This window comes from Ramlibacter sp., from assembly GCF_050250995.1.
In the GTDB taxonomy this organism is placed as follows: Bacteria; Pseudomonadota; Gammaproteobacteria; order Burkholderiales; family Burkholderiaceae_C; genus Ramlibacter.
This window is the reverse complement of the sequence record NZ_JBFWNP010000001.1, coordinates 215,291-229,730: the sequence shown is the minus strand read 5'-3', so window position 1 is coordinate 229,730 and position 14,440 is coordinate 215,291. Positions and strand designations below refer to the sequence as shown.

General features: G+C 68.2%; 13 protein-coding genes and 1 riboswitch. Of the genes, 5 read left to right on the top strand and 8 right to left on the bottom strand.

Annotated elements, in window-relative coordinates:
* The first annotated feature begins 3 nt into the window (after nucleotides 1-3).
* On the top strand, nucleotides 4-1,647 hold the full coding sequence (locus AB7E83_RS01100) for a Na/Pi cotransporter family protein (protein WP_428564277.1): 1,644 nt from the start codon (nucleotides 4-6) through the stop codon (nucleotides 1,645-1,647).
* 21 nt (nucleotides 1,648-1,668) lie between these two features.
* On the opposite strand, the gene AB7E83_RS01095 is transcribed toward AB7E83_RS01100, so the two are convergent.
* The 7 genes from AB7E83_RS01095 to AB7E83_RS01065 all read right to left on the bottom strand — a co-directional run bounded on the left by AB7E83_RS01095 (nucleotide 1,669) and on the right by AB7E83_RS01065 (nucleotide 8,773).
* On the bottom strand, nucleotides 1,669-2,373 hold the full coding sequence (locus AB7E83_RS01095; protein ID WP_428564274.1) for an enoyl-CoA hydratase-related protein: 705 nt from the start codon (nucleotides 2,371-2,373) through the stop codon (nucleotides 1,669-1,671).
* 11 nt (nucleotides 2,374-2,384) lie between these two features.
* Nucleotides 2,385-3,539 carry an acyl-CoA dehydrogenase family protein gene (locus AB7E83_RS01090; protein WP_428564272.1) on the bottom strand — a complete coding sequence of 385 codons (1,155 nt, stop codon included), beginning with the start codon at nucleotides 3,537-3,539 and terminating at the stop codon, nucleotides 2,385-2,387.
* A gap of 17 nt (nucleotides 3,540-3,556) precedes the next feature.
* Nucleotides 3,557-4,705 carry an acyl-CoA dehydrogenase family protein gene (locus AB7E83_RS01085; RefSeq protein ID WP_428564269.1) on the bottom strand — a complete coding sequence of 383 codons (1,149 nt, stop codon included), beginning with the start codon at nucleotides 4,703-4,705 and terminating at the stop codon, nucleotides 3,557-3,559.
* A 4-nt stretch (nucleotides 4,706-4,709) separates the two neighbouring features.
* Complete coding sequence (locus AB7E83_RS01080; protein ID WP_428564266.1) at nucleotides 4,710-5,852, bottom strand: acyl-CoA dehydrogenase family protein; 1,143 nt, start codon at nucleotides 5,850-5,852, stop codon at nucleotides 4,710-4,712.
* A 29-nt stretch (nucleotides 5,853-5,881) separates the two neighbouring features.
* A complete protein-coding gene (locus AB7E83_RS01075) occupies nucleotides 5,882-6,874 on the bottom strand; it encodes a Bug family tripartite tricarboxylate transporter substrate binding protein (protein WP_428564263.1) in 993 nt (330 codons plus the stop codon).
* Nucleotides 6,875-7,010: 136 nt separating this feature from the next.
* Complete coding sequence (locus AB7E83_RS01070; protein ID WP_428564260.1) at nucleotides 7,011-7,391, bottom strand: thiamine-binding protein; 381 nt, start codon at nucleotides 7,389-7,391, stop codon at nucleotides 7,011-7,013.
* Between the two features lie 188 nt (nucleotides 7,392-7,579).
* Nucleotides 7,580-7,686, bottom strand: a riboswitch (TPP riboswitch).
* Nucleotides 7,687-7,783: 97 nt separating this feature from the next.
* Nucleotides 7,784-8,773, bottom strand: coding sequence for a class I SAM-dependent methyltransferase (locus AB7E83_RS01065; protein WP_428564257.1), 990 nt, complete (start codon nucleotides 8,771-8,773; stop codon nucleotides 7,784-7,786).
* Between the two features lie 72 nt (nucleotides 8,774-8,845).
* Here AB7E83_RS01065 and AB7E83_RS01060 point away from each other — a divergent pair, with 72 nt between their 5' ends.
* Entirely contained in the window at nucleotides 8,846-10,171 is a 1,326-nt protein-coding gene (locus tag AB7E83_RS01060; RefSeq protein WP_428564254.1) for a M16 family metallopeptidase, read from the top strand.
* Between the two features lie 5 nt (nucleotides 10,172-10,176).
* Here the strand turns inward: AB7E83_RS01060 and AB7E83_RS01055 are convergent, their stop codons facing one another.
* A complete protein-coding gene (locus AB7E83_RS01055; protein ID WP_428564251.1) occupies nucleotides 10,177-11,049 on the bottom strand; it encodes a LysR family transcriptional regulator in 873 nt (290 codons plus the stop codon).
* Nucleotides 11,050-11,160: 111 nt separating this feature from the next.
* Between AB7E83_RS01055 and AB7E83_RS01050 the strand changes: the two genes are divergently transcribed.
* Genes AB7E83_RS01050 through AB7E83_RS01040 form a run of 3 tightly spaced genes read left to right on the top strand, consistent with a single transcriptional unit; the run spans nucleotide 11,161 to nucleotide 14,419 of the window.
* Entirely contained in the window at nucleotides 11,161-12,219 is a 1,059-nt protein-coding gene (locus AB7E83_RS01050) for a threonine aldolase family protein (RefSeq protein ID WP_428564248.1), read from the top strand.
* The gene (locus tag AB7E83_RS01045; RefSeq protein ID WP_428564245.1) at nucleotides 12,216-13,409 is read left to right on the top strand and encodes a M24 family metallopeptidase; all 1,194 of its coding nucleotides are present in this window, start codon (nucleotides 12,216-12,218) and stop codon (nucleotides 13,407-13,409) included. The genes AB7E83_RS01050 and AB7E83_RS01045 overlap by 4 nt, the downstream gene beginning before the upstream one ends.
* Before the next feature lie 23 nt (nucleotides 13,410-13,432).
* The gene (locus AB7E83_RS01040) at nucleotides 13,433-14,419 is read left to right on the top strand and encodes a Bug family tripartite tricarboxylate transporter substrate binding protein (RefSeq protein ID WP_428564241.1); all 987 of its coding nucleotides are present in this window, start codon (nucleotides 13,433-13,435) and stop codon (nucleotides 14,417-14,419) included.
* The last annotated feature ends 21 nt before the right edge of the window (nucleotides 14,420-14,440 follow it).

Here is a 14,440-nt window from a genome sequence, read left to right as displayed (position 1 = left end):
CCCTTGAAGCATCTGGTTCATCTGCTCGCGGCCATCGCGCTGCTGGTCTGGGCAACCGCGCTCGTCCGCAATGCCATCCTGCAGGTGGGCGGCGACGCCCTGCGCAGCACGCTCGCCCAGGGTCTGCGCAACCGCCTCGCCGCCGCCGCGGCGGGGCTCGGCGTGACGGCGCTCGTGCAGTCCAGCACCGCGACCGGGCTGATCGTCGCGGGCTTCGCTGCGCAGCAGCTTGTGCCGCTGCATACGGCGCTTGCCGTGATGCTCGGCGCCGACATCGGCTCCAGCCTCATGGCCGTGGTCTTTTCCTTCGACCTGAAGTGGCTCTCGCCCGTCTTCATCCTGGCCGGCGTCGTACTGGCGACCGCATGGCCGCAAGCGCGCGCCGCAGCGGTCGGACGCGCGCTCATCGGTGTCGGCCTGATGCTTCTTGCCTTGCGCCTGATCGCGGAGACGGCCGGGGGCATCGTCAGGACGCCGGCGGTGGAAGCGCTCCTGCAGTCGCTGTCCTCCGACCTCCTGATCAACGTCACCGTGGGCGTGATCCTCACGATCATGTCGCACTCGAGCCTTGCCGTCGTGCTGTTGACGGCCGGCCTCTGCGCGTCGGGCGCTCTCGCACCCGACATGGCGCTGGCGGTGGTGGTGGGCGTCAACCTGGGCGGTGGCATCCTCGGCGTGCTCATCACCCGGGCGTCGCCCATGGAAGCTCGGCATGTGATGCTGGGCAACCTCCTGTGCAAGACGCTCGTGTCGATGCTCGTCCTTCCGCTGCTCGGCGAGTGGGTTCGGCATGCGGGCCTCTACCTTGGAGACGCGGCGCTGGTGGTCACGTTCCACCTTGCATTCAACGTCCTGCTGGCAGTGCTCTGTATCGGGATCGTCGGCGTGGTGGCGCGTCTGCTGCAGAGATGGATGGCGGTACCTCGCAATAGCGGCAGCGACGGCGTTGCTTCGCGCATTCATCACCTCGATCCGGCAGCGCTCGCCACGCCGTCGCTCGCGATCGCCTGTGCGGCGCGCGAGGCCATGCGGCAGGCCGACCTGGTCGAAACCATGCTCGCGGGCATGATCCGCGTGCTGCGCGAGAACGACGTCCAGTTCGCGCAGACGCTCCGCAAGATGGACGACGCGGTGGACGAGCACTACTCGGCGATCAAGAGCTATCTGACGAAGATGCCGCCCGACAGCCTGGACGAAGACGACCGCCGGCGCTGGTCCGGCATCATCCACTTCATCATCAACCTGGAACAGGTCGGCGACATCGTCGAGCGCGTCATCGACGACGTGGAGGCGCGGAAGATTCGTGCGGGAAGAAGCTTCTCCGATGCGGGCCTTGCCGAGATCTGCGAAATGCATGCGCGTCTGCTCGCCAACCTGCGTCTCGCCATGAGCGTGTTCCTCACCGGCTCATGCGACGACGCCCGCAAGCTGATGGAAGAGAAGGCGAGGTTCCGTTCCCTCGAACGCGCCTATGCGAGCGCCCATCTCGCGCGGTTGACGGGAAACACCGCGCGCAGCGTGGAGACGAGCGCGCTCCACCTCGACCTGATCAGCGAACTGAAGCGGATCAACTCCCACATCTGCGCGGTTGCGCAGACCGTGCCGGAGCGCGAAGCAGCGCAATCCGCGGCCGTAGGCGTGGCATGAATCGAACCTTGGCGCAGGCGCCTACAACTCGCCGCGCGCCACCGCCTCGTCGTTCAACCGCCAGGCTTCTTCCAGCGGCAGTTCGGCCGTCGACCGTGCCTTCGCGAAGAACGACTGCGCGATGGCCGGGTCGACCTTGGCCGCGAGTTCCGCAAGACGCAAAGCTTCTTCGCGCACCTTCTCCACCGGCACGACGCTGTTGGCGAGGCCGTAGAGATACGCGCGCTGGGCCGTGAGCGGCTGGCCCGTGAGAATGACCTCGTGGAACACGTTGGCGGGCAGGCGGCGCGGCGCATAGACCGCGCCGACGGCGCGCGGCACGAAGCCGCGATGCACGCCGGGCCACAGCATCGTCGCGTTCTCGGACATCACGAGCATCTCGCAGCACAGTGCGATCTCCGCGCCGCCGCCGAGTGCCAGGCCCTGCACGCACGCGATCCAGGGCTTGGTGCGCTTGACCTGCGTGAAGCCCGCGAAGCCGCCCTTGCTCACGATGGCGCGCGTGTCTTCCTTGTTGTCGCCGCCGGCGCAGAACGCCACGCCATTGGCCGCGAACACGCCGATGCGCAGCTCGGGGTCGGCCTCGAAATGCGCGAGCCACGCGCCGACTTCCGCGGCAAAGGCCGTGTTCACCGCATTGCGCGCCTCGGGCCGGTTGAGGACGAGCAGGAGGACGTGCTGGCCGATGCGCTCGACGGTGACGTATTGCTGGGTGGGTTTGTTCAAGGGAGTCTCTGTCAGGAGGCGAGGCCGAGCACGGCTTTCGCGAGGATGTTGCGCTGGATCTGGTTGGTGCCGGCGTAGATGGACGCGGGCCGCGCCATCCAGTAGCGGCCGAGCGGGTCGAGGGTGTCCGCGCCGAGCGTGACGCCGCCGCGCACCGCCGCATGTTCGGCGCTCCACTCCAGCATCGTTTCGGTGATGGCCTGGAAGGTCTCCGTCACCCAGATCTTGAGGATCGACACTTCGGGGCCGAGCGCGCCGCCGCGCTTGAGCGTCTGCGCGAAGCGCTCGTAGGTCGCGATGTGGTCCTGCACGTCGAGATGCAGCCGCGTGAAGGTGTCGACGAACGCGGCGTTGGCGAATGCGCCCGTCGCGCGCCCGAGCTTCTCGAGCTCGAGCAAGGCCAGTTGCGCCGCCATCGGGCTGCCGATGGTGATGCGCTCGAACCCCATCAGAGCCTTCGCGACCGACCAGCCGCCGTTCACCGGGCCGACGATGTTCTCCTTCGGCACGCGAACGTTCTCGAAGAACACTTCCGCAAAGTCGTCCTCGCCCGCGAGCGTGCGGATCGTGCGCACCGTCACGCCCGGCGTGTCCATGCGCAGCAGGAAGAAGCTGATGCCCTCCTGTTTCTTCGCCTCGGGGTCGGTGCGCGCGAGCAGGAACATGTCCGTCGAATCGTTGGCGCGCGAGGTCCAGATCTTCTGGCCGTTGATGACCCACTCGTGGCCCTCGAGCACGGCCTTCGTGCGCAGCGACGCGAGGTCCGATCCCGCGCCGGGCTCGGAATAGCCCTGGCACCAGATGTCCTCGATGCGCAGGATGCGCGGCAGGTAGTGCGCCTGCTGCGCGGGCGTGCCGTGCTTGATGATGAGCATGCCGAGCATGTTCACGCTCATCTCGGAGCCGCGCGCCACCCCCGCCGCATCGAGCTCGTCGTGATACGCGACGAGCTTCTCCGGCGACAGCCCCATGCCGCCGAATTCGACCGGCCACGCGGGTGCGAGCCAGCCTTGCGCGGACAGCTTCCGGACCCACGGCTCCATCTCCGCGCGCTTGACGAGCCGCGCCTGGAAGCGCAGGTTCGGCGGACACTCGGCCGCGATGAACTCGCGCAGCATCGCGCGGAAGTCCGCCTCGGACATCGCGTTGTAGTCGACGGTCGCCATCGGCATCCTTGCGTGCGTCAGCCGAGGCCGAGCACGGCCTTCGACAGGATGTTGCGCTGGATCTCGCTGGAGCCGGCGTAGATCGTCGCCGGCCGCGAGAGCCAGAAGAAGCCGAGCGGATCGACCTCGCCGCCGCCGATGCGCGACGGCCCCGACACCGCGCCGTACTCCTGCGCGACCTCGAGCGTGTATTCGGTGATGCGCTGGTAGACCTCGGTGATCCAGATCTTGAGGATGGACACCTCGGCGCCGAGGTCGCCGCCTTTCTTGAGCACGGCCGCGAAGCGCTCGTACACCGTCACGTGGTCCAGCACGTCGAGCTGCAGTCGCGTGTACGTCTCCACGAACGCGGGGTCGTCGAACGCGCCGACGCGCCGGCCGAGATCGGCCAGGCGCAGCAGCGCGACCTGCGCGACCTTGGGGCTGCCGATGGTGATGCGCTCGAAGCCGAGCAGCGCCTTGGCCATCGACCAGCCTTCGTTCGCGCGGCCCACGATGTTCTCGCGCGGCACGCGCACGTTGTCGAAGAAGACTTCGCAGAACTCCTCCTCGCCCGCCAGCGTGCGGATCGGCCGCACGGTGATGCCCGGCGTGTCCATGCGCGCGAGCAGGAAGCTGATGCCCTTCTGCTTCGGCGCGTCGGGGTCCGTGCGCACGAGCATGAAGATGTCCGTGCAGTCCTGCGCGAGCGTGGTCCAGATCTTCTGGCCGTTGATCACCCAGTGGTCGCCGTCGAGCACGGCCTGCGTGCGCAGCGAGGCGAGGTCGGAGCCGGAGTTGGGTTCCGAATAGCCCTGGCACCAGAGATCCTCGCAGCTTAGGATGCGGGGCAGGTAGTGCGCCTTCTGCTCGGGCGTGCCGAACTTGAGCAGCAGCATGCCGATCATCACGACGCCCATCTCGAGGCCGCGCGAGACACCCGCGTTGTCGATCTCGTCGTGATACGCCACGAGCTTTTCGGCGCCGAGCCCCATGCCGCCGTGCTCCACCGGCCAGGCCGGCGCGAGCCAGCCCTTCGCCGCGAGCTTGCGCGTCCACGGCTCGATTTCCTTCCAGCGCACGCGCCGGCCCTGGAACAGCAGGTTGGGCGTGCATTCGGCCCGGATGAAGTCCCGCAGCATCGTGCGGAACTCCGCCTCGGGCATCGCGTTGTAGTCGATCGCCATGTCCTCAGTGCCCCGCGTTGTTCAATTCGAGCGATGCGTAGCGGCGGCGCTGCGCGGCCGCGGTGCCGTGCGAGTGCGCCAGCGCGATCGCGCGGCGCACGAAGCGGCTCAGGGCGTATTCCTCGGTGTACGCGATCGCGCCGTGCATCTGGATGCACTGCTTCACCGTGTAGAGGCCGGCTTCGCTGCAGCGGCTCTTCGCGCGCGCGACGGCCACCGCGCGATCGTGCGGGGTGGGCGCGTTCTCGCACACCTGCACCGCGTGGTGCAGCACGGAGCGCGACAACTCGACCTGCACGTACACGTCGACCGCCTTGTGCTGCAGCGACTGGAAGCTGCCGATCGGCTTGCCGAACTGAACGCGCTGGTTCATGTAGGCCACGGTCATCTCGAGCATCTGCTCCATCGCGCCGAGCAGCTCGCCGCAGGCGGCGACGCTCGCGGTGTCGAGCGTCTCGGCGAGCACCTCGCGGGCCGTGTCGGTGTCCGCGACGAGATCGGCGCGCGAGACGCGCACGCGGTCGAAGCGCACCTTCGCGCCGGCATGCGTGCCGTCGGCTAGCGTCGCGGACTCGACCGTGTAGTTCGCCTTGCGGTCGACCCAGAACAGCATCGTGCCGCCGGCCGCGCGCGCGGCGACGACGAGGCCCTGCGCTTCGTCGGCGATGGGCACGAACACCGCTTCGCCTTCCAGCACCCAGCCGTTGCCCGATGCGGTGGCCGTCGGCCCCACGTCGTCGGCATCGACGCAACCCGTCGCCTTCTGCCACGCGAGCGAGCCCAGCACTTCGCCGCCCAGCAGGCCGGGCAGCAGCTTCTGCTTCAGCGCATCGTTGGACGACAGCGCCACCGGCCGCGCCGCGAGCACGGCCACCGGAATCAGCGGCTCGGCGAAGGCGCCGCGCCCGATCTCCTGGTGCAGCGCGACGAGGTCGCCGGCCGCGAGTTCGAGCCCGCCCGCGGCTTCGGGCAACTGCAGCCCGAGCCAGCCGAGCGAAGCCATCTGCCGCCAGCGGCGCGTGTCGAGCGCGGGCGCCTGCTCGGCGCCCTTGTTGCCGCCCTGCGGCGCGGCCTCCTTGCGCACGAAGGCCGCCACGCTGTCGCGCAACTGGCTGCGTGCTTCGTCTTCCTCGAGCTGCTTGAACATGGGCGCTTCGTCCTGGTTTCGGGAAGGTCTCAGCCCTTGTTCGCGCCGGTCAGCGCGACGAGGTTCTTCCACTTCTGGAATTCGGCCGGCGCCTTCTTGCGCGCGGTCGCGGCATCCTCGAGATCGACGTCGAGGCCCTGCGCCGTACACAGGTCCTTGAACTCGGGCAGTCGCGCATAGGTGAGCATGGCGGCCGACAGCTTGTTGACGATGGCGTCCGGCGTGCCCGCGGGCGCCATGATCCACACCGGCGAGCTCACTTCGTAGCCCTTCACGCCGGCTTCCTGCATCGTCGGCGTGTCGGGCAGGATGGCGGAGCGCTTGCGCCCCGTCGTCGCCAGCACGCGCAGCTTGCCGGCCTTCACGAGGCCGATGCTGGACGACGTGCCCGCGAAGCTCATGTGGACCTGGCCGCCGGCCGTGTCGACCACCGGTTGCGCCGCGCTCTTGTATGGCACGTGGCGCAGGTTCACGCCCGTGAGCGAAGTGAAGAGCGACGCGCAGACGTGCCCCGTGGAGCCGACGCCGGCCGTGCCGTAGGTGTACATGCCGGGGTTCTTCTTCGCGGCATCGATCAGGTCCTGCACCGACTTGAACGGCGAGTCGGTGGGGACGATCAGGGAGAGGGCGGAATTCGCGAAGGCGCCGACCGGCACGAAGTCCTTGACGGCTTCGTAGGGCACCTTGTCCATGGCCCAGGGGTTGCTGTAGTGCACCGCGTAGGTGGCCAGCAGCGTGTAGCCATCGGGCGCCGATTTGGCGACGACGTCGGTGCCGATCACGCCGCTCGCGCCGACGCGGTTGTCCACGACGGTGGTGGTGCGCCACAGCGTCTGCAGGCCGTTGGCGAGAAAGCGGACGATGAGGTCGGTGCCGGTGCCGGCGGAGACGGGCACGACGAACTTGATGGGCTTGCTGGGATATTCCTGCGCGAAGCCGAGGGTGGGCAGCGTGGTGGCGGAAACGGAGGCGGCGGCGAGCATCAGCCGGCGGCGGGTCAGCGTGGGGGTTGCAGTTTTCATGTGGGGCGAGCATAGGTTTGGGGCTCGCGATCCACAACCGGGGCGGGGTGGGGATGATCCGCATGGTGGATCGGCGGCCCGTCGCGCCACGGCGTCTGCCGAGGGGCGCGCGAAGGCCGCGCCCCTCGAAAACGATCTACTTCCTGAACTTGCGGACGAGGTCGTCCACGGTCGGCCCGCCGGCCTGTGCGCCGCCCGACACCTTGATGATGCTCAGCGTGCGTTGAGCGCCGGCTTCGAGCGTCGCCTGGTGGATGGCCTGCAGCAGCGGCCAGATTCTTTCGGCCGGGCCTTCGACGACCGTGCCCAGGCCATGGACCTCGTAGCGCAGGCCGGAGGCCTGGATGATGGCGATGGCGGCGTCGACATGCTTGTAGCGGTTGTCGGCGGTGCCCGCGGGTGTCGGGATGACCTGGATTTCCGCGATCGTGTGTCCGGGGGGTGTGGCTGCGGCGCGCGGCGGCTGCGAGGGTTGCTGCGCGAAGCTCGCGCCGCCGGCCAGCAGAGCCAGCGACACCAGCGCGATCCGCAGGCGACGGAAGGATCGGAAAGCGGAGGAACCGGAAGGACCGGAAGACTTGGAGAAATCGCGCAAGCGCGAACTGGACGAATGTTCCGACGAATGTTCCATGTGCAACTCATGCAGGTTGCAGTTCGGCGAACGTTCCGGTGCCTCCGATGCCGGCGCGAGAAGAGAATGCCGGCAGGCTCCGGAACGTGCTTCCCTGCGCGAGGATTACCTCGATCAGGTTCGAAGGGACTCTCTCAGCCGGCGCTTCCTCGCGGACGCGCCAGCACCCCTAGCGTGACCGTGCCGGCAAGCCGATGGCTGCCGGCGCGGCGAGTCGGATTGTAGGGCCGCGCCATTGCGCGGCGGACTTTCGGTGCCGGCGTGCGCGAAGGCCGCCGTCACTTTGCGTAGAAGCGCTTGCAGTTCGGGGCCATCTCGGCCCACGCCACGGCACGGGGCCGGCTCTGCAGCGTGCCGGTGACTTCGGTCCTCGACCCGTCCAGGGTCGTCAGATCGCCCGCCAGCCGTTTCCCCGTGATCTTGCCGGTGAAATTGCGGGTCACGCCATCGGCGTCCTGGATCGCGAATCGAAGCTCGTCCCCGTGCAGCCGCGCGCCGATCAGCGGGCGGCGCGCATCGCCCTGGCGCAGTTCGCCGCCGATCATCTGGAAGTCCTGTGCCAGCTCGAGACGCGCGGTGCCCGTTCCGAAGCCCCGCACCGACCAGGAGCCACCCGCGCGGGCCGGCACGATCCACAGGTGGGCCATGCGATGCTCGACGTGGCTCGTCTCGTCGGGCGTCCACTCGCCCATGTTGAACTGGTGCGCCGTCACGCGCGTGCCGGGACGCATGGCGAGGATGCGGTGCCGCACGCAGAGGTTGAGCTCCGGCAGGAGGTACATGGTGAGGACCGAGGCATGGCTGAAGTCCTCCTTGAAGATGTCGCCCTGGACGATGCGGGTCTTGCCCCGGGCGCCTTCGACCTGCACCAGGCAGTCCGCCAGCTTCGCCATGTCGGCGTTGTATTCGATGCCAACCGCATTGGCGCCCAGCTTGCCGGCCGCGATCGCGATCTTGCCGTCCCCCGCGCCGAGGTCCACCACCGTGTCCTGCGGCGTGACCTTCGCCATCTCGAACATGCGGGTCACCAGGGCGTCGGGCGTGGGCACCCAGATGACGTCCTTGCCGGACTGGCCGACGGAGGGTTTGTAGTTTCGTTCGCAGTCCTCGCGCGAGGCGGGCTGCTGCGCCGCGGCGAGGCCCGCGGAAGACACCAGCAGGAGCTGGAGGCCGAGGCGGGCCAAGGTGCGCCGCCACCCCGGACCCGCGGGCCGGCCGGGAACATGGGCTGCGTGCGATGCGGAGTCTTGCGAGGTCATTCTGTTCATCGGAGTTTCTCGAATGGACGGGGCCGGGGGATTCTGCCGGAAGCGACGCGAATGCGCAGCGACAATTCCCCGATGACACTCGGCCAACCCGGAATCCTCCGCACGCTTGCGAACGGCGCCCGACTTCTTGCAATTCCCATGCCCCACGTCCACAGCGTCAGCGTCGGCGTGTTCCTGCGCGTCGGTTCGCGCGACGAGACGCCCGCCACCAACGGCATCGGCCACGTGCTGGAGCACATGGCGTTCAAGGGAACCGCAACGCGCGACGTGCAGGCCATCAACCTCGACGCGGAGCGCCTGGGCGCGGACGTCAATGCGTTCACGGGCAAGGACTGCACCGGCTATTTCATGAACGGCCTGGGCCGCCATGCGGAGCAGCTACTGCGCATGACGGCGGACATCGTCCTGAACGGGACCTTCCCCGAAGTCGAACTGCAGCGCGAGCTGGAAGTGATCCGGCAGGAAGCCATCGAGTACGAGGAGGACCCGGAGGACGGCTGCGGCGACCTGCTCGATCGCGCCCTGTGGGGCGACGGCCCGATGGGGATGCCGGTGATCGGGACGGTGACCAACATCGAAGGCTTCGGGCGGCAGGACCTGGTGCGCCATGTGCAGCGCCACTACACGGCGGACCGGACCGTCGTGGCCGCCGCGGGCAACTTCGATGCCGATGCCTGGCTCGCGTGCGCGGGCAGGCTTTTCGCGGCGATGCCCGGCTCGCCGGACGGCGCCGCGTCGCACGCGCCGGCCCCGGCGACGTACGCCGCGCGGGCGCTGGCCCGGCGCTACGCGCAGGTGTCGCAGGTCTTCGTGAACCTGGCCTATCCGATCGCCCCCGTGCGGCAGGACGAAATGGCGCAGCAACGCTGGCGGCTCGCCGCCGCGCTGGCTGCGAACGTCTTCGGCGAAGGGATGTCGTCGCCGCTGGTCGACACGGTGCGCGAGCGGCTCGGCCTTGCCTACACGACCTATGCGATGGTGGACGGCGGCGATGCATGGGCGAACTTCGTGGTGCATGCGGTGACGACGCCCGACAAGCTCGACGCGCTGATGGCGGCCACGGGCGACCTGCTGCGCGCCCATGCCGCGGCCATCGATCCGGTGCATCTGGAGCGTGCGAAGAACCAGCTGATCGTGTCGCGCGTGCGCGCCGGGGAGCGGACCTACGCGACCATGGAGCAGGCGGTCGAAGAGCTCTTCGCGAGCGGAACCGTCACGCCCCCGCACGAGGCGATCGCGACCATCGAGAGCATCGGCGCGGAGGAAGTGCGGGGCGTGTTCGAGCGCATGCTGGCGCGCGCGCCGGCGCTGGCGATCACGGGCAAGGGCGCGAGCGCGCGGGCGGCGGGGCGAGTGGCGGATTCGCTGGCCGGCTTGCGCAGTGTGCAGTCCCGCTGATGGGCTCAGCGCCCGGCGAAGGCGGCTTGCACCGCTGAGAACACGGCCTCCAGGTTGCGGCTATCGGCATCCGCATTGCGGCGCACCATGGCGATCTGACGCGCTGGCGCATTGCGTCCGAGCGGCAGCTCGGCCACCCCATGCGCTTCGAGCAACGGCCTGCGTGGCTGCGGGACGATGGACACGCCCAGCCCCGCCGACACCATCGCGACGATCGCGTCGATGGAACGCAGTTCCATCGCAGGGCGCGCCCGCGGGAAGATGCGCCGCACGTACTGATCGGCGATCCTTCCCCCTGTGAGGGTCGTGTCGTAGCGGATCAGGCCAAAGCGCTGCAACATGGCTTGCGGTGTGCCCGCCGCCACGCCCGGTGGCAGCAGCATGACGAACGGCTGGCGCACCACGTTCTGCCAGACCAGCCGCGAGGAACCTCCGGCCTGCGGCCGCACCAGTATGGCGGCGTCGATGCGCCCCGCCTTGAGTTCGGACAGCAGCACGTCGGAGTCATTCAGTGACACGTGGACGCTGAGCGCTGGATGGCGGTCCTGCAAGGTGCGCAGGACTTGCGGCATGGCGTCGGTCTGCACGGTGGCGATCGCGCCCAGCCGCACGCGGCCGGCCACGGCCACGGCCGGCCGCGCTCGCAACGCCTCGAAGCGGGCCGCGAATTCGCGCGCCACCGCCCCCGCTTCCAGTGCGAAATCGGTGGGTTTGACGGTGCGGGCCGACCGGTCGAAGAGCGGCTGGCCGAAATAGACCTCCATCTGCTTGACCTGCAGGCTGACCGCGCTGGGCGTGCAGCCGACCTCTTGCGCCGCCTGCGCGAAGCTGCCCCGGTCGAGGATCGCCACCAAGGTCGACAACATGGCGAGATTCATAAGTAATCCTCAACTCACGTCTGATAAGAAATCGCTTTTTCTGATTCTAGGGGAGGCCTACGATGAGCTCGCTCGAGAGGCTGATCCGCCGCTTTCCTTTTCTCCTCGTCCATGACCACTCACGATTTCAGAAGCGACACCGTCACGCTGCCCACGCCCGCGATGATGGCCGCGATCGCCAGCGCCAGGCTGGGCGACGCCGCGCGCGGCGACGACCCCACCGTCAACGAGCTGGAGGCACTGAGCCGCGAGCTCACAGGCAAGGAGGACGCGCTGTTCGTGCCCTCGGGCGCCATGGCCAACCTGTCCGCCGTCATGGCGCACGGCTGCCGGGGCGGCGAGGTGATCCTCGAGGAGCAGGCCCACATCTACAACTCCGAAGGCGGCGGCCTGTCGGTGCTGGCCGGCGCCATCGCCCGGCCCGTCAAGGGCAGCTACGGCGTGATGAACCCGGAGGACGTGAGAGCGTCCATCCGCGCTTCGAGCGACCTCGCGCTGGCGCCCACACGCCTCATCTGCCTGGAGAACACGCACAACGCCTCGGGCGGATCCGTGGCGCCATTGGAGAACATGGAGGCCATCCACGCAGTGGCCCGCGAGGCCGGGCTGCCGGTGCATCTGGACGGCGCGCGCCTGTTCAACGCGGCCACGTACCTCAACGTGCCGATCAGCCAGATCTGCCGCCATGTGGATTCGGTCTGGTTTGCGGTGTGCAAGGGTCTGGGCTCGCCGGTGGGCGCCGTGCTCGCCGGCCCGCGCGACTTCATGCGCGACGCCCGCCGCGCGGCCAAGATGCTGGGCGGCGGCATGCGCCAGGCCGGCCTGATCGCCGCGCCCGCGATCGTGGCCCTGCAGGACCCTTACACGCAGCACCGCCGCGACCATGAGCTGGCCCGCCAGCTGGCCGTCGGGCTCGCCGCCATCGACGCCAGCCTGGTCGACGTGCCGCGCGTGCAGACCAACATCGTCAATTGCTTTGTCGACCGTTTCGCCGATGACGCCCTGGAGATCAACAAGGCCTTGGCCGCGCGCGGCGTGCTGACCAACGCGAGGCGGACCAAGATCCGCTTCGTCACCCATTCGCAGGTGGACGAGGCCGCCGTGAAGGCGGCCATCGACGCCTTTGCCCGGATCATTTTTTCAATTCCCAGGAAAGGCTGCTTGTCATGAACAAGGCCCAGGCCATGCCGGCCGGCTTCGAAAAACAGGACCCGGTGTTCTACGCCGGCGACGAACTGCACCGCTTCAAGCAGCAGAAGGTCCAGCAGGCGCTGGAAAGGTCGGAGTTCGACGCCTTCATGTTCTTCAAGGCGGAAGCGGTGCGCTACGTCACCGACTTCTACGTGAAGGGCTTCCGGCCTTTCATGGAGCCCGAATACGTGGTCTTGGTGGTCAAGGGCAAGCCGCCGGTGGTGGGCTACATCTCGGGCAGCGACGACCTGCGCATCCGCTTCAAGTCCGACATCGAGGACGCGCGCCGCCTGCCACCGGTGACCAGCTGGCACACCGTCATCGCCGGCATGATCGCCGACTATGGGCTGGCGAACGCCCGTATCGGCACCGACCTCATGCCCTTCATGGTGCACGAGGGTCTGAAGGCCCAATTCCCGGCGCTGCGGATCGGCAACCTGGGCAAGGTCTGGGCTCAGCTCACTGCGGTAAAGCACCCGATCGAAGTGCAGCTGATCCGCAATTCGGTCAGGGTGGCCGACATGGGCGCCGATGCCGCCATCGCCGCCATCAAGCCCGGCGTCAGCGAGCATTCCGTGGTGGCCGAAGCCGTGTACGTGATGCGCAAGCAAGGCTCCGAGTTCGAGCCCTTCATCCCGCTCGTCGCTTCGGGCTACAACACCTCGATGTTCGAGCGCGTGGCCACCGAGAAGATCATGCGCGCCGGCGAAATGGTGATCCTGGACCTGGGCGCCGTGGTCAAAGGGTACACCGCGGATCTGGGGCGCACCGTCATCTGCGGGGGCGATCCCACGCCGGAGCAGAAGGCCATTTACCAAGCCACGCATCTGGCGCTGCACGAAGCCAAGAAGATCATCAAGCCCGGCGTGACTTGCCAGCAGATCGATGCGCGCGCGCGTGAAGTGATCAGGGATGCCGGTTGGGGCGACTACCTCTACACCGGCAACACCGGCCACCAGCTGGGCTACGGCCTGCATGGCGATCCGCTGGTGGACAAGAACATCGACTTCGAAGTGGTCGAGAACATGGTCATGTGCCTGGAGCCGCGCATCGTGCTGCCGGACCGGCCCGACATCGGCGGGGCGCATCTGGAGGACGTCGTGCTGGTGACCAAGGACGGTCACGAGCAGATCAACACCACGCCTTACGACCAGCGCCTGCTGAAGTAAATCCACTTCAAGGAGACATCACGATGAACGCAACTACCGCCAACCTCTGCCGCCGACGTTTCATGGGCTCAGGCGCCGCACTTGCCTTGTCGGGCCGAGCCGCCTGGGGCCAGGGCAGCAGCAAGCCGCTGGAGATCATCGTGGGCTACGGCCCCGGCGGCGGCACCGACCTGCTGGCGCGCCTGATCGGCATCCCGCTGGCGAAAACCGCAGGTCGCCCGGTCGTGGTCAAGAACGTGCCCGGCGCTGGCGGCCAGATCGCCGCCAGCGCCCTGCTGCGCGAAGGGGGCGATGGCCTGTCCGTCATGGCCATGAACCACCCCGACCTGTACATGGCGGTCGAGCGCGGCAACGCGGGATTCAAGATCTCGGACTTTCAGGTGATCATGGTGGACATGGTCGACCCGCGCGTCTTCCTGGTGAAGAACGGCTCCGACATGGCGAGCTTCGCCGACTTCGTGGCCCGGGCCAAGGCCCAGCCGGGCCAGCTCGCCGTGTCGGTGGCGGCCGGCAGCGCGCAGGAGGCGTACGCCAAATGGCTGTTCAGCAGCCTGCTGGGCCTGGACGTGACCGTGGTGGGCTACAAAGGCGGCGCCGAAGCTTCCAACGCGCTGCTGGCCGGCGACGTGGCGGCCACGATCGGCGACGACTTCGCGCGCTTCAACCTGCGCCAGCAGGTGAAGGCTTTGTTCATCGGCGCGGCCAGGAAAAGTCCGCGCTGGCCCGAAGCCCCCACGCTGGCCAGCATCCTCGGGCCCATGCGCGTGAGCATGCCATCGCCGGATTTCATGGCCCGTTACGGCATTTACGTGGTGCCCTCCGCATTCAAGGCCAGGAACCCGGCCGGCTATGCAGCGCTGCAGAAGGCGCTGCTGCAAGCCCGCGCCAGCGCCGAGTTCCAGGACTACTTCAACAAGAACAACCTGCAGGACCTTTCCATCGGCAAGCCCGGCGAGGGGTTCGACGCCGTGTTCGCCGCCGACATGGTGGAGATACGCAAGGTCAAGTAGCGGCTGCGGCCTCAACATTGC